16 protein-coding genes are annotated in these 18,404 nt (G+C 55.9%); 5 read left to right on the top strand and 11 right to left on the bottom strand.

Annotation, left to right across the window (positions count from 1 at the left end; genetic code table 11):
• Nucleotides 1-2 precede the first annotated feature (2 nt).
• The 5 genes from kce to ACR0CA_RS17545 form a co-directional block, all read right to left on the bottom strand.
• On the bottom strand, nucleotides 3-935 hold the full coding sequence (kce, locus tag ACR0CA_RS17525) for a 3,5-dioxohexanoate:acetyl-CoA acetone transferase (protein ID WP_480900411.1): 933 nt from the start codon (nucleotides 933-935) through the stop codon (nucleotides 3-5).
• Nucleotides 935-1,729, bottom strand: coding sequence for an SDR family NAD(P)-dependent oxidoreductase (locus tag ACR0CA_RS17530; RefSeq protein WP_170785380.1), 795 nt, complete (start codon nucleotides 1,727-1,729; stop codon nucleotides 935-937). The genes kce and ACR0CA_RS17530 overlap by 1 nt, the downstream gene beginning before the upstream one ends.
• Nucleotides 1,729-3,261 carry a choline-sulfatase gene (gene betC, locus ACR0CA_RS17535; protein WP_480900414.1) on the bottom strand — a complete coding sequence of 511 codons (1,533 nt, stop codon included), beginning with the start codon at nucleotides 3,259-3,261 and terminating at the stop codon, nucleotides 1,729-1,731. Before betC ends, ACR0CA_RS17530 begins: the two co-directional genes overlap by 1 nt.
• Nucleotides 3,258-4,379 (bottom strand): aromatic ring-hydroxylating oxygenase subunit alpha, encoded by a 1,122-nt coding sequence (locus ACR0CA_RS17540; protein WP_170770738.1) that lies wholly within the window; start codon nucleotides 4,377-4,379, stop codon nucleotides 3,258-3,260. Before ACR0CA_RS17540 ends, betC begins: the two co-directional genes overlap by 4 nt.
• Before the next feature lie 375 nt (nucleotides 4,380-4,754).
• A complete protein-coding gene (locus tag ACR0CA_RS17545) occupies nucleotides 4,755-5,612 on the bottom strand; it encodes an amino acid ABC transporter substrate-binding protein (RefSeq protein ID WP_170791581.1) in 858 nt (285 codons plus the stop codon).
• Between the two features lie 840 nt (nucleotides 5,613-6,452).
• Between ACR0CA_RS17545 and ACR0CA_RS17550 the strand changes: the two genes are divergently transcribed.
• The 3 genes from ACR0CA_RS17550 (at nucleotide 6,453) to ACR0CA_RS17560 (ending at nucleotide 10,891) form a co-directional block, all read left to right on the top strand.
• Nucleotides 6,453-7,550 carry an efflux RND transporter periplasmic adaptor subunit gene (locus ACR0CA_RS17550; protein ID WP_170791580.1) on the top strand — a complete coding sequence of 366 codons (1,098 nt, stop codon included), beginning with the start codon at nucleotides 6,453-6,455 and terminating at the stop codon, nucleotides 7,548-7,550.
• The gene (locus tag ACR0CA_RS17555; RefSeq protein WP_480900417.1) at nucleotides 7,550-10,642 is read left to right on the top strand and encodes an efflux RND transporter permease subunit; all 3,093 of its coding nucleotides are present in this window, start codon (nucleotides 7,550-7,552) and stop codon (nucleotides 10,640-10,642) included. The genes ACR0CA_RS17550 and ACR0CA_RS17555 overlap by 1 nt, the downstream gene beginning before the upstream one ends.
• Nucleotides 10,643-10,720: 78 nt before the next feature.
• Nucleotides 10,721-10,891 carry a hypothetical protein gene (locus ACR0CA_RS17560; protein WP_170425586.1) on the top strand — a complete coding sequence of 57 codons (171 nt, stop codon included), beginning with the start codon at nucleotides 10,721-10,723 and terminating at the stop codon, nucleotides 10,889-10,891.
• Between the two features lie 141 nt (nucleotides 10,892-11,032).
• Here the strand turns inward: ACR0CA_RS17560 and dxs are convergent, their stop codons facing one another.
• The 6 genes from dxs to ACR0CA_RS17590 all read right to left on the bottom strand — a co-directional run bounded on the left by dxs (nucleotide 11,033) and on the right by ACR0CA_RS17590 (nucleotide 16,288).
• Complete coding sequence (gene dxs, locus ACR0CA_RS17565) at nucleotides 11,033-12,961, bottom strand: 1-deoxy-D-xylulose-5-phosphate synthase (RefSeq protein WP_480900418.1); 1,929 nt, start codon at nucleotides 12,959-12,961, stop codon at nucleotides 11,033-11,035.
• Between the two features lie 16 nt (nucleotides 12,962-12,977).
• Nucleotides 12,978-13,844: a polyprenyl synthetase family protein gene (locus tag ACR0CA_RS17570; protein ID WP_480900419.1), complete on the bottom strand. Its 867-nt coding sequence runs from the start codon at nucleotides 13,842-13,844 to the stop codon at nucleotides 12,978-12,980.
• The gene (locus tag ACR0CA_RS17575; RefSeq protein ID WP_480503546.1) at nucleotides 13,845-14,087 is read right to left on the bottom strand and encodes an exodeoxyribonuclease VII small subunit; all 243 of its coding nucleotides are present in this window, start codon (nucleotides 14,085-14,087) and stop codon (nucleotides 13,845-13,847) included. It abuts the gene before it with no gap.
• A complete protein-coding gene (locus ACR0CA_RS17580) occupies nucleotides 14,084-15,010 on the bottom strand; it encodes a histone deacetylase family protein (protein ID WP_480900422.1) in 927 nt (308 codons plus the stop codon). The genes ACR0CA_RS17575 and ACR0CA_RS17580 overlap by 4 nt, the downstream gene beginning before the upstream one ends.
• Nucleotides 15,011-15,077: 67 nt before the next feature.
• Nucleotides 15,078-15,779 (bottom strand): response regulator, encoded by a 702-nt coding sequence (locus tag ACR0CA_RS17585; RefSeq protein ID WP_170770751.1) that lies wholly within the window; start codon nucleotides 15,777-15,779, stop codon nucleotides 15,078-15,080.
• Nucleotides 15,776-16,288: a MarR family winged helix-turn-helix transcriptional regulator gene (locus ACR0CA_RS17590; protein WP_170770752.1), complete on the bottom strand. Its 513-nt coding sequence runs from the start codon at nucleotides 16,286-16,288 to the stop codon at nucleotides 15,776-15,778. The genes ACR0CA_RS17585 and ACR0CA_RS17590 overlap by 4 nt, the downstream gene beginning before the upstream one ends.
• 159 nt (nucleotides 16,289-16,447) lie before the next feature.
• Here ACR0CA_RS17590 and ACR0CA_RS17595 point away from each other — a divergent pair, with 159 nt between their 5' ends.
• The gene (locus ACR0CA_RS17595) at nucleotides 16,448-17,314 is read left to right on the top strand and encodes a branched-chain amino acid aminotransferase (protein ID WP_170785402.1); all 867 of its coding nucleotides are present in this window, start codon (nucleotides 16,448-16,450) and stop codon (nucleotides 17,312-17,314) included.
• A 126-nt stretch (nucleotides 17,315-17,440) separates the two neighbouring features.
• Nucleotides 17,441-18,391: an AraC family transcriptional regulator gene (locus ACR0CA_RS17600; protein ID WP_170785404.1), complete on the top strand. Its 951-nt coding sequence runs from the start codon at nucleotides 17,441-17,443 to the stop codon at nucleotides 18,389-18,391.
• Nucleotides 18,392-18,404 lie beyond the last annotated feature (13 nt).

The raw sequence follows: 18,404 nt of genomic DNA on the forward strand, positions 1-18,404 counted from the left end.
CCCTAGAACCCAACCTGATCGCCGCCCTTTAGCGCCAGACGCGCGCGCGCCTCTTCTGGAGTAGCAACTGTCAGACCTAGATTTTCGATGATGCTGCGGATGCGAATGACCTGCTGCGCATTTGACGTCGCAAGCTCGCCTTTGCCGATAAAGAGGCTGTCCTCCAGCCCGACGCGCAGGTTTCCGCCGCGCATCGCGCTTAGGGTGGCAAAGGGCATCTGATGCCGCCCTGCCGCCAGCACTGACCATTCGTAATTCTCGGGCCCAAACAGTTTGTTAGCGGTGTTGTGCATATGAGCCAGATGATCGGGATCCGCAGCAACTCCGCCCAAGATGCCAAAGACCATCTGAATAAAGAATGGCGGCTTGATAATGCCCTGATCTACGAACCATTTGACGTTGTGTAGGTGGCCCAGGTCATAGCATTCGAACTCGAATTTGGTGCCGTGATCGCCGCCGAGCTTTTCGATCGCATAGCGGATCGTTTTGAACGTGTTGGGAAAGATGAAATCTTCGGTCATCTCAAGAAACGGGCGTTCCCAGTCGAATTGAAATTCGGTGTACTTTTGCAGCATCGGGAAGATGCCAAAATTCATCGACCCCATATTCAAGCTAGCCATCTCCGGGCTGGCAGACGTTGCCGCCAAAAGCCGGTCATCCATCGACATCCCCAGCCCGCCACCTGTCGAGACGTTTATCACAGCGTCAGTAGACTGCTTTATGACCGGCAAAAACTGAGCAAACAGTTCGGGACGAGGATCAGGTTTGCCAGTCTCTGGATGGCGCGCGTGCAGGTGGATGATCGATGCACCGGCTTGGGCGGCTTCAATGCTGGCGGTGGCAATCTCAGCAGGGGTAACCGGCAGGTGCGGCGACATGGAAGGGGTATGGATACCGCCCGTGGGTGCGCAGGTGATGATAACGGACTTTGGCATCAGAGTTTCATCTGCTGAACTTGCGCCGACAGCCCGCCATCGAGCACCCAAAGCTGACCGGAGGCATAGCGCGCTTCATCTGAGGCCAGCCAATTAACCAGATTGGCAATGTCCGTGGGTGTGCCATAGGTGCGCATCGGATGCACGTCTCGCACGGCCTTTTGCAGTGTTTCAATATTGCCGCCACCCCCGCCAGAACCATCACCGTTGAAAAAACTCTGTAGCATCGGTGTATCGATGTAGCCTGGGCAGATCGCATTGACGCGGATGCCTTCGGGACCATGATCGCAAGCCATGGCGCGAGTCAGCGCATGCACCGCGCCCTTCGTGGCGCAATAGGCAGCAAGGCCGGGATCGGCGATGAACCCGTCATACGAACCGAAATTGATCAGGCTAGCGCTGCTGCCCGACTTCGCAGCTTCACGCATCAGCGGCAGTGCGTATTTTGAAGTCAGGAATGTCCCCGTCGAGTTCACAGCAAAGCTCTGATTCCATTCCTCAAGCGTGGTTTCCTCCACGGTCTTTTCGATTTCGATCCCTGCGGCGTTCACCAGAATATCCAGTTTTCCCTGTCCACGTCGCACTGCTTGCATTGCGGCGATAGCATCGGCCTCTTGCGTTACATCAAGTTTCAAAAAGATGCTGCCATCGTCGTCATGGGCATTGAGCGATCCATGGGGTGTGAGATCGGCAGCGTAGACCGTCGCACCTTCCTTTATGAACCGCGCCACGATCGCGCGTCCTATGCCGCCGCGTGCGCCAGTCACCAGCGCGATTTTTCCGTCAAGCTTCATCAATTCTGGTCCTTCAAAGGGGGATAGCGGTAGCGATTTGCGGCTGCGGTCCAATCCATATGGTTTCGCACGTATTGCTGGCTGGCGTCGCTCGGCGGGTTGTAGTCCCAACTTTCGCTTGCGCCTGCTTCCATCGCAGCGTGCAGGGCCCGACGAGATTTTTGCGTTGCGATGATCTGTTTGCGCAGTGCTTTTCCATCCCAACGCGAGGCAACCTCCGCCGCAAAGTGTGACGCCGCATCGGCATATTCCGCATCTGCCGCGACATTGCGCATTTCCAAGGGATCTACGCTGAGATCATAAAGCTGAGCTGGATCACTGTCGCAATGAATGTATTTCAACACCCCGCGCCGGATCATTATCACGGGATAGCCCGTCATCTCTGCGCAGTATTCACCAATTGCTTCGTCAACCGGGTCGTCCTCGCCACGCATCAAGGGGACCAAACTGCGCCCGTCTATCGGTTCACCGAGCATTGACAGGTCGCCGCCGGCAAGTTCGATAAACGTTGGCAAAAGATCCACGAGCGAAACAGCATTACGCGCTGTCCCGACGGCAACGCCCGGCCCGGCCATGACCATGGGCACCCGGGCTGAATGTTCAAAGAAGTTCATCTTGTACCAGAGGCCACGCTCGCCCAGCATATCGCCGTGATCAGCAGTGACTATGACAATAGTGTTGTCCAGTTCTCCAATTTCCTCGAGGGTCTGAACAAGCTCACCTATCTTGCTGTCAAAATAGCTGACGTTGGCGAGATATGCCCGGCGGGCACGGCACACTTCCTCTTCCGTCAAGGGCACATACGAGGCTTCGATCCCGTCCAGCAAACGCCGAGAAAACGGATCTTGATCCTCAAGCTTTGGCACAAACGCCGGCATGTCGATGTTATAATCGGAGTAAAGGTTCCACCATTCGGGACGCGCCACATACGGATCGTGCGGATGGATGAAACTCGCCACCATAGCAAAAGGCGCATCCAGCCCGAGCGCCTTGTCCCTTGCGGCATTGATCAGCCAGCGTTTGGCGGCAAAAGCGACCTCGTCATCAAAATCGATCTGGAATGTCGCATGCGCCAGACCGCTTTCTTTAACGGTCTGCATGTTGTGATACCACTTATCGATCCGCTCGTCAGGAGCTTCCCAATCCGGGGTCCAGGCAAAGTCCGCGGGGTAGATATCGGTGGTCACGCGATCCTCAAACCCGTGCATCTGATCGGGACCGACAAAGTGCATCTTGCCGGACAGGCACGTGCGATAGCTGAGCGATTTCAGATAATGTGCAAAAGTGGGCACTGACGCTTTGAATTCAGACGCGTTGTCATATGCCGCAATCCGGCTGATGTTCTGCCCTGACATAAAGGCAAAGCGCGACGGGGCGCAGAGCGGCGAGTTGCAATAAGCTGCATCAAAGCGCATCCCGCGCGCAGCCAACGCGTCCAAATGCGGAGTCTTGGCGATCTTATGTCCGTATGCCCCGGTGAAATGCGGCGCCAGTTGGTCCGCCATGATCACCAGAATATTCGGCCGCGTCACGCGGCACCTTTTTCGTAGGCGTCCAGAACAAGCCCGTGGAAATGGTGAACCGCGTGTTCCGATTTGCCCGAGCCATCGGGATCATGAACAATCCGCCCTTGCGTGAACGCCGGCGTATTCATCCCACGCTGTACACTTTCCACGAGGTTGATGTCTTCGACCTGAAGCACTTCGTCCAAGTATCGGATCGCATCTAACTCCATCTCGTCAGGCTCAGGCGTTTCAAGGAAAAAGTCGTAGGTTTCCAGTGTCCGATCCGGGTCCACGGGAATGATGTTCAACACAATCATGCTGGAGCGTCCGGGATAACGCATCAGGCACGTTGTCGGGTAAAGCCACCAAACGGCATGAGTCTTAACTGTCGCATTGGAAACGTCATAGGCGCTATTCGCGTTTTGACCCGCGTCCGCCATATGGCTGGAATAAATACCGTGGGTCGTCACCTTATAGGTGTCCATATCCACCAGATCGCAGAAGTCCTTGTGCGCGGTCGGGCAGTGATAGCACTCAAGGAAATTGTCGACGACGTTTTTCCAGTTCGACTTGATATCATAGGTCAGCCGATGGCCGAATGTCAGCTGATCCACATCAGGTGCCCAATGGCGCACCTCCGTTTCAAGGTTCCCGGATTGTTCAGCGAGGGGTCGCGCATTCGGATCGAGGTTAACGAAAACAAAGCCGCAGAATTCTTCGACCTGCACTTCATCAAGGCAAATTTCACCCGGGTTGAAATCAACAAGGCTCTCAGTATGCGGCGCGCGCGCCAACTGCCCGTCCAGCTTGTAGACCCAAGCATGATAGGGACACATGATCCGCGTCGTGTTGCCTTCTCCTGACAGAAGCTCATGCGCGCGGTGCTTGCAGACATTGTAAAAGGCCCGCAGAATTCCTTCCTTGCCGCGTACAATCGCAATCGGATTGCCCGCGATTTCCACGGTGCAATAAGCGCCCGGCTCGCGGGTCTTCTCAACATGACAAACCCATTGCCAAGTCCGAGCGATTACCGATTTCAGATCCGCATCGAACCACGAGTGATCCGTATAGGCCTCTGCCTTCAGGGAGTAGGAACGGGCTGGATCGCTACTGTAACCGCCAGAGATTTCAGCATCGTCGTTCATAACGTCCTCCCTTGCTTTGCAGCAGTGTAGGCAATCCAGCTGAAACGGTTTAAATAAAACCGCCGCAAGTTTAACATTTTTAGGCTTCGCTCGCCTATATTGGTCCCTTCGACTTTTTGGTCGTGTTCGCCTAGTCAAACGTCATTATGTTGGCTGGGAAGGATGCTTCAGGTTATGCCCAACTCGAAATGCGCACCCGCAGAGAACGTCTGCTCTCCGGCCATATCAACCGATGCTGCGTCCACAACTAGCGTCGCCTTTAGTCTTGGTGCGTACCTTCGCTGAAGTTCGTCCCAACTTCCGCTTTGCGCACAAACCAGCATAAATTACAAAAGGACAATTGACACTTAGCAAAACTGTTTCATGCAATGCGTCTCAAGGATTGGTAGGGGCGATAACATAAAGAGCCTTCAATGCTTCGCTGGGCTCGATCCCTGGCAAAGCAATGCGAAAAATCTCTTCCATTGTGCCTTGAGCGTACATCTCTGACAAAATGCGATCTATTAGCAATCGAAAATCATAGTCTCCTTTCGGTATCGCCAATCCTTGCTTTTCTATGGTTAGTATTTCTTGGGACAACTTGAATTTGCCCTTTAGTCCGGCAGCAATGTAGTTGACCAACAAAATCGACTGATCCGCAAAATACGCATCGATTTCGCCGTCTCTTAGCGCCTTGATACCGTCTGGGTGTGAACCGAACCGCACCATATTTGCTTCGATACCCTCCGCTTCAAAGGAATTGAGAACGGATGCTTCTGTTGTCGTGCTGCTTCTCATACCAATCTTCTTCCCCGCCAGCGCACTCATAGTGCCCTCGGCTTCGATTGGTAATAATATGGACGTGCCATCGACATATATTGGAAGCGAGAAATCAACAGCTTCGCGACGGGAAAGTGTTATGGTCGCAGCCCCACAGAGCATATCTATTTCTCCCGAGGCAACTTTGTCGAAACGATCCTTGGAGTCGACCGGAATGAACTGGACGTTCAATTCATTCAATTCCAGTTTCTTCGCAAGACGCTGTGCGACCTGATCGCAAATTAAGGGTGATAAGCCAAACGGCCGACCTTGGTCGTTGACGTAAGATAGTGGCGCAGCATCTATTCGAAAACCAAAGCGGATTTCGTTATTTTTTGTTATCCGTTCGATTGTCTGAGCAACCGCTCCGGTTGTGAATAGAACCATCACAATAAGTACAGAAAGCAAGCGCATGGGTTTTATTTCTTTAATCATTGTCCGTCCCACAGGAGTACAAGGCATCTCATGTCGAGAATAATACACATTGAGGCTCAAAAAAGTCAGATTATTAACGACAAGAGTTTCTGGGCGAGGGAAGAAAACCGCATCTTGGCACCGTAAGTAGCTGACTCAGTTTAGACTAGGGCATAGATTATTGGGCTGGGCTTAAGTTCGATTGTCCAGTATGGAATACATCTATTGGATGTCGCGGTATCAAACTAACACCGAACTGACTTTTTTCATGACAAAAAGTTAAAACATTCCGCTTTGGGCTCAGTGCAGCCAACAGTCACCGTATGGCACTCTATGCGTTTTGTGTGACTTACCGAATTGGGTTCAGCTGATACCATCGCTGCCGCGTTTCTGAAGGTTAGGCCCGAGTAAATGGGCTCAAAGCGGTTATTCGCTTCACTCGGCATGAGCGGCTGCTTTGCGGACAAAGCTGCCATTAGCTAATAAGCAGCAATGGCAGCGGTTCGCGAAAGGGGGACATTTCAGCTCCACACGTAGGTCCGGACGACGGCCTGGACTTTTATCAATCACAGATTGCCCTCCGCACGTTTACCTTTTAACGCAGTTACACTAACTCGAAACACGGCCTTCTGTGCCACCGATATGACAAACGGCAGCGTCGAGGCGACATCGTACTGATAAATTGTCTTGTCAGTTTGCCAAAGTGTACTCGGGTTTCTCTCCGCCACCACTAAACAAATTCGTATTTTTGACTTTGTTTGGTAAGCGCGTACAATTGTGCCAGCTTTAGGCGCAAAATCCGCAAGTTAGGCCACCTTCACAGCGACGAAGTGAGGAACGCGGGCGGCACGGGAGGGGGATATGAAGAGAACTTTTGGTTGGCTATTTGCCTTCGTGTTGCTTACCGGCTGCTGGGAGAAGGAAGAAGATGCGACCCAAACACTTATTCGACCTGTCAGAGCCATCGAGATTTCCGACCTCTCCAGTTTGCATGACCGATATTTTGTCGGAACAGCCAGGGCTGCGCGCGAAGTCTCTTTGGCCTTTCGCGTACCGGGCAATGTTGTTGGCGTCGATGTTCAGGTTGGGGACCTTGTAACGAAGGGCGCCATTATGGCAGCCTTGGATCCAGCTCCATACCAGGCTGAAGTAGACCGGCTTACCGCCGAACTAGCAAGCGCACAGGCAACGTTTGAGAACGCCAAGTTGCAAACAGATCGGCAACGATCGCTGGTCGAAAAGGACGTTGCTGCTCAGGCTACACTCGACCGATTTATCGCTGGCGAGACATCCGCTCAGGCGGCCATCAATTCTGTTCAAGGCGCTCTGGACAGAGCCACTCTGGATTTAACCTATACGAGTTTGGCGGCACCGTTCGATGGTCGTGTTGTCGGCAAATACATTGAAGATTTCGAAGAAGTCGCCGCTCAGACTCCGGTGCTGCGCATTTTGGATGCAGAACGCATCGAAGTGGTGATTGATATCCCCGAACGATACATCGCGCTGATCCCCCACATTGAAGACATCACCGTTACTTTTGACGCACTGGGGGATGTGGTTCTACCGGCGGAAATTAGCGAGATTGGATCAGAGGCTTCGGCGACGACCCGAACCTTCCCCGTCACTTTGATTATGGATCAACCGGAAGACGCACTTGTTCTTCCGGGTATGGCTGGGCGCGTCCGTGGCCAGCCAAAGGAGGGGCACGAACCATTTGATGCGATCATGGTTCCTGCCAGCGCGGTTTTCGTGCCTGAAGGGGAAACAGATCCGCATGTCTGGGTATTCGATGCCGGCTCAGAAACCGTAACGGCAAGGAAGGTTTCGCTTGGCACGCCCCGGTCGCAAGGGGTGGCCGTTAGTGAAGGTCTGGAATTTGGTGATGTGGTCGTCACTGCCGGAGCGAACTCTTTGCGAGAAGGCCAAAAGGTTTCACGACTTTCCGAGGATACAGAGTAATGGGTCTCGCGGCGTTCTCAATCCGCAACGCCAAATTCGTTTGGTTCACGGTTGTCATGCTCACGTTGGGCGGCATTTCGGCTTTCTTTAGTCTGGGGCAGCTAGAAGACCCCGAGTTCACTATCAAGACTGCGGTTGTGACCACCCTCTATCCTGGCGCCAGCCCTGAAGAAGTTGAGCAGGAGGTCACAGAACGGATCGAGCTGAAACTTCAGGAAATAAAGGAGATTGATTACATCTCGAGCGAAAGCAAGGCGGGTGTGTCGACGATTAAAGTCGAAATTCGCCCGAACTATTGGTCGGACCAGCTGCCGCAAATCTGGGACACACTACGTCGGAAAGTCAGAGACGTGGAAACAGACCTGCCCCCTGGCGCGGGTCGTCCTGCCATCAACGATGATTTCGGTGATGTCTTCGGTCTACTGCTGGCGATGACGTCCGATGGGTTCTCCGCTCAGGAGCTTGATGGGTATGCCGAAGATTTCAAGCGAGAGCTCTCGTTAATCGACGGTGTCGGCCGCGTCGATCTTTGGGGCGAACGCGACAGGGTGATTTATCTGGAAACACGGGAAGAAGCCTTGGCCGCATTGGGAGTCTCGGCTCAGACAATTCTCAACACGTTACAGACCCAGAATGCGATCGTGGATGCAGGGCGGGTAAACGTCGGTGACTACCGCATGCGCATTGCGCCCAGCGGAACCTTCACAAGCCCAACTGACATCGCAGATCTAGTCGTCCGACCGAGTGGTCTGGATCAGGCTCAAAGCGGTCAACGTCGTGGGCCAGAGTTGCTAAGGCTGGGCGACATCGTTGAGGTTAAAGAAGGCTACATTGACCCACCGATAACTATGATGCGCTATAATGGCCTTTCATCTATTGGGTTGGCCATATCCTTCCAGTCTGGGGTCAACGTTGTCAGTGTTGGTGAGGCGGTAGATGCGAGAGTATCAGAACTGATCGCTAGCCTGCCGATGGGCATCGAGGTTGAACGGGTTCATTGGCAATCCGATGACGTAAACCTTGCGGTCAGCAGTTTTCTGGTGAGCCTTGCCCAAGCCGTCGCAATTGTCTTGGTCGTTTTAACTTTGGCGATGGGTGTTCGGATGGGGATCATCATCGGCAGCGGGCTGATTCTAACAATCCTTGCCACCTTCATACCCTTGGCAGCACTGGGCATAGATCTTCAGCGCATGTCCTTGGGTGCATTGATCATTGCGCTCGGCATGATGGTAGACAACTCGATCGTCGTAGCGGACGGCGCGATGGTACGGATGTCGCAAGGAATGGACCGAGCAAAGGCTGCGATTGAAGCCGCAACGCGTCCTGCCATGTCGTTGCTTGGGGCCACGTTTGTCGCGGTCATGGCTTTCTACCCGATCTTTGCATCTGTCGAGAGCGCAGGGGAGTACTGCCGAACACTCTTCTCAGTTGTCGGGATCGCGCTGCTGGTCAGTTGGTTGCTGTCGATGACGGTTACGCCACTGCAATGCGTTGCCATGCTACCGGAGCCAAAAGGTGGAGCAAGCGAGACCTTTGACACCGGTTTCTATGCGATTTACCGCCGCTTTCTGGCTGCGGCGATCCGCGTGCGTTATCTGACGATCGGGGTGGCTTTGGGTGCTTTGGTCATTGCCGGGGTTGGTTTTGGCTCTGTCACACAGCTGTTCTTCCCGACCTCGTCGATGACCAAATACATGATCGACTATTACGCTCCCGAGGGAACTCGGATTGAAGCCGTGTCAGAAGCGATCTCACGGATCGAAGAAAAGGTTGAAATGGACGATCGTGTGACCGGCATCGCCAGCTTTATCGGAGCTGGCCCGCCCCGTTTCTACCTGCCAGTCGACCCTGAGGGAACCAACCCGTCCTACGCGCAAGTCATTGTTAATGTCGAGGATTACCGCGACATTCCCGAGATGACCAAAGAGATATCGCTTTGGATATCAGCCAACATGCCTGAGGCGACCTCTTTCACACGTCAATTCGGTGTGGGACCCAGCAACACCTGGGCATTCGAGAACCGCATCATCGGCCCATCGGATGCTGATCCTGAGACTCTGCGCGAAATTGGTGACAGAGCAGTTGCGATACTGGATCAGCATCAATGGACGAAAGTGGCGCGCACCGATTGGCGCAACCGTGTCCTGAAAACTGTCCCAGACTATGACCAGGACCGAGCACGGTGGACCGGTATCACGTATGAAGATCTTGGAAACACGACAAAACGAGCATTTGACGGGCGTTCGGTCGGCCTCTACCGCGAAGGTGACGAGTTGCTGCCAATCATCGTTCGGCCTGGCGCAGAAGATGTGGCAGCCGTCGACAACTTTGAACTGTTGCAACTTCAGTCACCGTTTTCTGTTGAGCCTGTCCCATTGGCACAGGTTGTACGCGGCGTGAATATTCAGCCCGAAGATCCAACGATCAATCGTCGCGACCGGCGCCGTGTTCTGACTGTGCAAGCCAATCCAATCGATAGCGTAACTCTGCCAAGTTATCGCGCCGCAGTTCTTGCCGAATTCGAAGCTCTGGAGGCTGACTTGCCACCGGGCTACAGCATGGAATGGGGTGGAGAGCACGAGGACACAGTGTCTGCGCAAGCGTCTTTGATTCCGGGTATGATCCCCGCGTTTTCGATCATGGCACTGATTGTCGTTGGGCTATTTAACTCATACCGCAGACCGTTGGTCATTTTCCTGACAGTACCTTTTGTGCTGATAGGTATTGTTCCGAGCCTGCTCCTTACAAACACACCGTTTGGATTCGTTGCATTGCTCGGGGGCATGAGCCTGGCGGGCATGATGATAAAAAACGCAATCGTTCTGATCGATCAGATCAACGATAACTTGGCCGAAGGTCAGCCGGGCTACGACGCCGTTTTGAATGCCGGAGCCTCAAGACTGCGCCCTGTCGTACTGGCCGCCGCCACTACAGTTTTGGGTGTGATACCGCTACTGCCAGACGTGTTTTGGGTGGGTCTTGCTGTAACGATCATGGGCGGTTTGACGGTGGGTACGATGCTCACAATGATCCTGATACCGGTCTTGTTCGCCACGCTGAGCGGCATTCGACAGTCACCGAAAGCCGTTTGACGTCATCTATAGCGGTCTTTGGATCGTTTTTTTCGAGCATGTACTTGTTGAGTGTAAACAACTCATTTGGGGGTAAAGATGGACAATACAGTACTCTACTTTCTGGTCGGCATCTTCGTGGTTGGCCTAGTCTCACTGGGATATTTTGCCAAAGGTAGCGGAGCACTGCTTGTGATCGTGATATTGGTTGGTGTGTTGTTAGCGATGATCGCATTTTTTGGGGGTTACTTTGGCGAGACACCGAAGTGAGCTTGTAGTGGTATCATTGAAGACGCCTCGCGAGTTACAGGAAACGTCAGTTGATCCGAGAAGGAGGCTCATTGGATTTGACGCTTGGTGACTACTTTGTTCAGTGCCATCTATAGGCACCATTTTCTGCGAAAACAGAGATCAGGCGCGCTTTTCGCCGATTGTGGCCACGCCCAGAACCGACAGTACTTTGGCCTCGATCTGCTCGGCATTCATACCAGCTACCGCGTACATATCCGCAGGGCTGGCCTGATTGATGAAGATGTCAGGCAGCACCATCGAACGGTATTTCAGACCCGCATCAAACACGCCTTCATCCGCCAACAATTGCGCCACGTGGCTGCCAAAGCCGCCAATCGCCCCTTCTTCAATGGTGATCAGCGCCTCGTGATTGGCGGCCAGATCCAGAATCAGGTCGCGGTCCAGCGGTTTGGCAAAACGCGCATCGGCGATCGTCGGCGTGATACCCTTAGCGGTAAGCGCCTCGGCCGCTTTTTGAACTTCGGCCAGACGGGTGCCGAAGGACAGCAGCGCAACCCGCGCGCCGGTTTGGATGATGCGACCTTTGCCAATTTCCAGAACTTCCCCGCGCTCGGGAAGGTCGACGCCTACACCCTCACCCCGCGGATAGCGGAACGCGATGGGGCCTTCGTTATGCGCAGCGGCGGTGGCGACCATGTGCATCAGCTCGGCCTCATCGGCGGCGGCCATCACCACCATGCCCGGCAGGTTGGACAGATAAGCGATGTCGAACGATCCTGCATGCGTCGCGCCATCGGCCCCCACAAGCCCCGCGCGGTCGATGGCGAACCGGACCGGCAGGCGTTGAATGGCCACGTCATGCACAACCTGATCATAACCGCGCTGCAGGAAAGTCGAATACATCGCGCAGAACGGCTTCATCCCGCCCGCAGCCAGCGCGGCGGCAAAGGTCACGCCGTGCTGTTCAGCAATCGCCACGTCGAAACAACGTGAGGGGTAGCGTTCTGCAAACAGGTTCAACCCAGTGCCATCTGGCATCGCCGCAGTCACAGCCACGATCTTGTCGTCGCGCTCGGCCTCTTCCACCAACGTCTTGCCAAAGACCGAGGTATAGGACGGCGCGTTTGATGGCGCTTTGTGCTGTTTGCCCGTCACTACGTCGAATTTCGCGGTTGCATGCCCCTTGTCGCGGGCTTGCTCGGCGGGGGCATAGCCTTTGCCCTTTTTGGTCAGGATGTGGATCAGGATCGGCCCGGTCGCCCGTGCCTTGACGGTACGCAACACCGGCAGCAACTGGTCGATGTCATGCCCGTCGATGGGACCGATGTACGAGAATCCCAGCTCCTCGAAAAACGTGCCGCCCATGGCCATGCCCTTGAGCATCTCTTTGGCGCGTTTCGCCCCTTCGCGGAAGGGTTCCGGCAGAAGGGACACCGCGCCTTTGGCGGCGGCTTTCAGATCGTGGAACGGGGCTTCGGTATAAATCCGCGACAGATAGCTGGACAGCGCACCAACCGGGGGCGCAATGCTCATCTCATTATCGTTCAGGATTACGATCAGGCGTTTTTTCAGGTGGCCCGCATTGTTCATCGCCTCGAACGCCATGCCTGCGGACATCGACCCATCGCCGATCACAGCAATCGCATCGCCCAACCCTTCGGGTGTGATACCGCCCAAATCGCGCGCGACGGAAAACCCAAGCGCAGCACTGATCGAGGTACTGGAATGTGCAGCCCCGAACGGGTCATAGGGGCTTTCGCTGCGCTTTGTGAACCCGCTCAGCCCGTCTTTCATGCGCAGTGTGCGGATCCGGTCGCGCCGTTCGGTCAGGATTTTATGAGGATAGCACTGGTGCCCCACATCCCAGATGATCTTGTCGCGCGGGGTGTCAAAGACGGCGTGCAGCGCGGTGGTCAGCTCGACGACACCCAAACCTGCGCCCAAATGCCCGCCGGTGACGGAAACGGCCGAGATGGTCTCAGCCCGCAATTCATCCGCGACCTGCCGCAGCTGTGAATCCGTGAACTGCTTGAGGTCCGCAGGGCGGCTCACGAGGTCCAGCAGGGGCGTATTCGGGCGGTCAGACATATGGCGCGTTCCTGGCTTAGCTGTCCCGGGCAATAACGAAGCGGGCGGCGTCCTTCAAGGTTTCAGCAGCAGTTCCATAGCCATCCAGCGCAGCGCAGGCCTGATCCACCAACTCTGCTGCGCGGGTCTTTGCGGCGTCTAGCCCTAGCAGCGAGACAAAGGTGGCCTTGCCCGCCTTTGCATCCTTTTGCAGGCGCTTTCCGGCTTTTTCGGCATCGCCCTCAACATCCAAAATGTCATCCGCGATCTGAAAGGCAAGGCCCAGAGCACGGGCATAGTGGCGCAGCGGGTCCGCGTCCACCTGCGCCAACCTCGCGCCCGCACAGGCCGACCATTCGATCAAAGCCCCGGTTTTGCCCGCCTGCAACCGCGTGATCTGTTCCAGCGTCAGCGGAGCCTCCGCCGTTTCCGCCGCGATATCCAGCGCCTGCCCCAGCACCATACCTTGCGCACCGCTTGCTCTCGCCAGCGTTAGCGTCAAATCTGCGCGAATTGAGGCCTCGCCAACCTGCGTGTTCCCGCAAAGCTCAAACGCCAGCGTCTGCAACGCGTCCCCGGCCAGAACGGCCGTACCCTCATCCCATTTCACATGAACCGTGGGCCGCCCCCGGCGCAGATCATCATCATCCATGCAAGGCAGATCATCATGGACCAGCGAATACGCGTGCAGCGCTTCGATAGCCGTCGCGGGCCAAATGGCTCGTTCAGTCTCAACACCATGCAACCGCGCACTTTCCAATACCAAAAATCCGCGCAGCCTTTTGCCGCCCTTGGTGGCATAGGCCATCGCCTGGGTCACATCCAGATTGTCCAGCGCCCCCAGAACCTTATCAAAATGGTTCTGAATAAGCGCGGCATCCTGCGCCAGTCTGTCTCGAAACATTTACTGACCTTCGACAGGCGTGGTCCCGGTCGGCTGACCTTCGGCATCCAGCGTGATCGCCGCCACTTTTTCCTCGGCCCGCTTCAACTCATCCTCGCAGCGTTTCTTCAGCTGCGCCCCGCGTTCGTACAGAGCAATGGATTGGTCCAATGCAACATCTCCACGCTCAAGCTGACCAACCACGGCCTCCAGCTCTTTCATGGCCTGTTCGAATGTCATCTGGTCAACGGGTGTCTCGGTCATTGGGCTGCCTTCATCAATTCTTCCACATGAGCACGGGTGGCCTCGGCCAAGGCTTTCAGATCATACCCGCCCTCCAGAGTCGAGACGATACGACCCTCACACAGCTCTGCCGCGATCTGGCACAGCTCTGACGTGAGCCAGGCAAAATCCCCGGTGGACCAGTTCAATTCGGCCAGCGGATCATCCTGATGCGCGTCAAACCCGGCCGAGATGACAATTAGCTCAGGTGCAAAGGCACGCAGACGCGGGAAGGCCAACCGTTCATAGGCCGCACGCATCTCGGCCCCACCTGTACCAGGTGCCAGAGGGATATTCAGCACCGTGTCATAAGCACCGGTTTCATCGGGGCGCCCGGACCCCGGCCACAAGGGCATCTGCTGGCTGGTAATAACCAACGCGCGCTTTTCGTCCCACAGCAGATCCTGCGTGCCATTGCCGTGATGCACGTCGAAATCCACAACGGCCACGCGGCTCAGCCCGTGATGGTCCAGTGCATGTTTCGCCGCCAGAGCCGCGTTGCCGAATAAGCAAAACCCCATGGCAGTGTCCGTCTCAGCATGATGCCCCGGAGGCCGCACCGCGCAAAACGCATTCGGCGCCTCACCACCCAGCACCAAATCCACCGCCCGAACAGCCGCCCCCGCCGCGCGATATCCCGCGCTCACCGACCCCGGCGACATGAATGTATCGCCGTCGATCTGCCGAAACCCGTCCACAGGCGCGCTGCGCCGAATGTCTTCAATATAGCTGTCCGGGTGAATACGCCGCAGATCATCATCTGCTGCTAAAGGCGCAGTCTTGCGATCCAAATCCAGCGGCTCCAAGGCATGCAGAATATGTTCCAATCGCGCGACCCGCTCAGGGTGGCCGTCCGGCGTCACATGTCCAAGACAATCCGCATGAGTCAAAAGCGCAGTCTTCATCAGGATCCCATCTTCATCTGGCTAAAAATATCCTCGCCGAAGGCAAAAAATCGCCGCGCAGCGGCCCTTAGTCCGGGGCCAACATGTACCCTGCACCGCGCACAGTTTGCAAATACCGCGGCTGCTTGGGGTCCTGTTCGATCTTGCGCCGCAAACGGGTGATCTGCACGTCCACCGCGCGCTCCTGCGCCTGGCCTTTGTCGCGGCCCAAATCTTCAACCAGCTTCGACCGGCTGATCGGCTCACCCGGTTGGGCTGAGAAAATCTTCATCAACTGACTTTCCGTAGCCGTCAGACGCACGGGTTCTTCGCCCTGCCACATCTCGCCCTTCTCAACATCATAGCGGATGGGTCCGAGGTTCAGGATCTTGCTAACCGTCTCTTGCGCAGGTGTCTCGGGCATCCGACGCAGGATCGCGTTGATCCGTAGCAACAATTCCTTGGGTTCGAACGGCTTGGCCAAATAGTCATCGGCCCCAGCCTCAAGCCCCGCGATCCGATGCTCGGTCTCGCCGCGCGCGGTAAGCAACAGGATCGGCGTCGAATGGGTTTCGCGCAACGCCTTCGTTAGGCTGACACCATCTTCGCCCGGCATCATCACATCCAGCACGATCATGTCGAAATCCAACCCCGACAACACCCGCCGCGCGTGGGCTGCATCACGGGCCGACGTCACCAGAAACCCGTTCCGCATCAGAAACTTCTTGAGCAGATCCCGAATGCGTTCGTCATCGTCAACGATCAGCAGATGCGCGTCCATATCGCTCATGAGGTGGTATCCCGCAATTTCCTGTATGCATGACGCATATCAGCATCCATCATCGCTTCAAGCACTTTACGAAACCCTGAAACGGCCTCGGGGCCCGCTTCCTTGTACGCCGCCCGCATCCGAACGCGCTGCGCCTCGGACAATGTAGTCTCCAATTCTCGGCCTCTCTCTGTCAGAAATAGGTGCCTTTCACGTTTGTCCACCGTTCCCACCCGACTTTCGACCAACCCGTCGTCAATCAAGGTTCGCAACACCCGGTTCAGAGACTGTTTCGTCACGCCCAATATGGCCAGCAGATTGTTCACCGTGGTTCCCGGAGCCCGGTTGATGAAATGAATGGCCCGGTGATGCGCGCGACCATAGGCCAGTTCGGACAGGATACGATCAGGGTCCGCCGTAAACCCGCGATACGCGAAAAACATCGCCTCAATCCCTTGCCGTAACTGCTCATCCGTCAGAAACAGCAGGCTTTCTCCGCCAAAGACCTGGGCGGGACGGGTGTCGGACATCTTGTGCCTCATTCGTTACTTGGGTCGAGTTTATGTCAGCGTTATTGACATTCCAAGGGCAGACAGGTATCGAATCGCAGTTTTTGCGCAACATTATGTCCGCTTCGGACTTAAATAACGCAACAATCGGAAATTTCAGCCCGGTTCAGGAGGTTTCGCATGTCGGGATATGATGATCGTGATGGTGTCATCTGGTTGGATGGCAAACTGGTGCCCTGGCGCGAGGCCAATGTACACATCCTGACCCATGCGATGCACTATGCGTCTTCGGTCTTTGAGGGCGAACGCGCCTATGGCGGCAAAATCTTCAAAAGCCGCGAACATTCCGAGCGTCTGATCGCCTCGGCCGAGGCTCTGGACATGCCAATGCCGTATTCGGTGGACGATATCGAGGCCGCCAAGGAAGAAACCCTGAAAGCCAGCGGACTGCAGGACGCCTATGTGCGCGTTCTGGTCTGGCGCGGCTCGGGTGAGGATATGGGCGTCGCATCAGCCAAGAACCCGGTGCGGATGGCCGTGGCTGTCTGGCCTTGGGGCGCATATTACGGCGACGCCAAGATGCAGGGTGCGAAGCTGGATATCGCAGAATGGAAACGCCCCAGCCCCGAAACCATCCCGGTTCACGCAAAAGCGGCGGGTCTCTACATGATCTGCACCATCTCCAAGCACAAAGCCGAGGCCAAGGGATGCTCGGATGCCTTGTTCATGGACTACAACGGCTATGTGGCCGAGGCTACCGGCGCCAATGTCTTCTTCGTCAAAGATGGTGAGGTTCACACCCCTCTAGCCGACTGCTTTTTGAACGGCATCACCCGCCAGACCGTCATTCAGATGCTGAAAGACAAGGGCATCACTGTCCACGAACGCCGCATCAAGCCCGAGGAAATGGCCGAATTCGAACAATGCTGGCTGACCGGTACAGCGGCCGAGGTCACTCCGGTCGGGCAAATTGGCGATTATACTTTCGAGGTAGGCGACCTCACCCGCGAGATCGCCTCGGACTATGAGGCGTTGGTCCGCGCCTGATCCCAAACAACCAATTCTAACGAACCCCCACGGATCCGCGGGGGTTTTCTTTTGCCAAACGTGCGGGATTTATTGCAGATCGTTCGAACCCATGGATGTATGTGCATAATCGTTTAGGTTAAGCATATGTTAGACCTGCTCAGCGATATCCTCACTCGCCTGTCCCTAAAAGGCACGTTCTACTTCCGCACATCGTTCACGCCGCCCTTTGGCGTCCAGGTGCCAGCCTTCGAAAACGTGGCCCGGTTTCACTTTGTACAGCGGGGCGAGCTGAAGGTGCATGTCTCGACCACCGGCGAAACACTGCGGCTACGGCAAGGCGACCTGATCCTGATTCCGCACGGGTCGGCGCATGCTCTGCTCTGCAATGAGGTTAAACCGCTGGACGCTTTGCCTTTGGAAGAGGTGCTGGAAAAATCCGGCTATCAGGGTGACGGCGTTCTGGTCTATGGCGGCGAGGACAAAAGCCGGGATACGCAGCTGATCTGCGGGCATTTCTCGTTCACCGGCCCGCCGGGGCGACAGGGCACGGGGCATATGCTGATCGACCGGCTACCGCCCTATATCCTAATCGAGAATTATGGCGAAGAGGCCGGAGCCTGGATCGAGTCGACTCTGCGCATGATCGGGTCCGAAGTCAGCGGCGCCCGCATTGGCGGCGATTTGATCGCGCTGAAACTATCCGAAGTGCTGTTTGCCCAAGCCATCCGCGCCCACTTGGAACATCAAAGCCCCAGCGAATCTGCCTTGGCCGGGTTTGCAGACCCCCGCGTTTCACGCGCGCTGACGGCGTTCCACCAGTCCCCGGCGCAGGATTGGAGCGTTGAGTTGCTGGCGCGCGAGGCCGGGATGTCACGCACGGCCTTTGCTCAATTATTCGCCGAAAAGATGGGTACGACTCCGATGCAATACCTGACCGACTGGCGCATGCAGATCGCCTGCCACGGTCTGACAGAAAGCCGCTGGAACGTCGCGGATGCAGCTGCAGAAGTGGGCTATGCGTCCGAAGCCGCATTCTCGCGCGTGTTCAAGAAGCAGGTCGGTCTGTCCCCGGCGGCTTATCGAGCCATGCACTGAAGCGACGTAATTT

Source organism: Ruegeria sp. F12 (genome assembly GCF_056533885.1).

Bases quoted from the DNA above. Each gene is read 5' to 3' on its own strand.
- kce (WP_480900411.1), bottom strand. From the start codon at position 935: ATGCCAAAGTCCGTTATCATCACCTGCGCACCCACGGGCGGTATCCAT.
- ACR0CA_RS17530 (WP_170785380.1), bottom strand. From the start codon at position 1,729: ATGAAGCTTGACGGAAAAATCGCGCTGGTGACTGGCGCACGCGGCGGC.
- ACR0CA_RS17540 (WP_170770738.1), bottom strand. From the start codon at position 4,379: ATGAACGACGATGCTGAAATCTCTGGCGGTTACAGTAGCGATCCAGCC.
- ACR0CA_RS17545 (WP_170791581.1), bottom strand. From the start codon at position 5,612: ATGATTAAAGAAATAAAACCCATGCGCTTGCTTTCTGTACTTATTGTG.
- ACR0CA_RS17550 (WP_170791580.1), top strand. From the start codon at position 6,453: ATGAAGAGAACTTTTGGTTGGCTATTTGCCTTCGTGTTGCTTACCGGC.
- ACR0CA_RS17555 (WP_480900417.1), top strand. From the start codon at position 7,550: ATGGGTCTCGCGGCGTTCTCAATCCGCAACGCCAAATTCGTTTGGTTC.
- ACR0CA_RS17560 (WP_170425586.1), top strand. From the start codon at position 10,721: ATGGACAATACAGTACTCTACTTTCTGGTCGGCATCTTCGTGGTTGGC.
- dxs (WP_480900418.1), bottom strand. From the start codon at position 12,961: ATGTCTGACCGCCCGAATACGCCCCTGCTGGACCTCGTGAGCCGCCCT.
- ACR0CA_RS17570 (WP_480900419.1), bottom strand. From the start codon at position 13,844: ATGTTTCGAGACAGACTGGCGCAGGATGCCGCGCTTATTCAGAACCAT.
- ACR0CA_RS17575 (WP_480503546.1), bottom strand. From the start codon at position 14,087: ATGACCGAGACACCCGTTGACCAGATGACATTCGAACAGGCCATGAAA.
- ACR0CA_RS17580 (WP_480900422.1), bottom strand. From the start codon at position 15,010: ATGAAGACTGCGCTTTTGACTCATGCGGATTGTCTTGGACATGTGACG.
- ACR0CA_RS17585 (WP_170770751.1), bottom strand. From the start codon at position 15,779: ATGAGCGATATGGACGCGCATCTGCTGATCGTTGACGATGACGAACGC.
- ACR0CA_RS17590 (WP_170770752.1), bottom strand. From the start codon at position 16,288: ATGTCCGACACCCGTCCCGCCCAGGTCTTTGGCGGAGAAAGCCTGCTG.
- ACR0CA_RS17595 (WP_170785402.1), top strand. From the start codon at position 16,448: ATGTCGGGATATGATGATCGTGATGGTGTCATCTGGTTGGATGGCAAA.
- ACR0CA_RS17600 (WP_170785404.1), top strand. From the start codon at position 17,441: ATGTTAGACCTGCTCAGCGATATCCTCACTCGCCTGTCCCTAAAAGGC.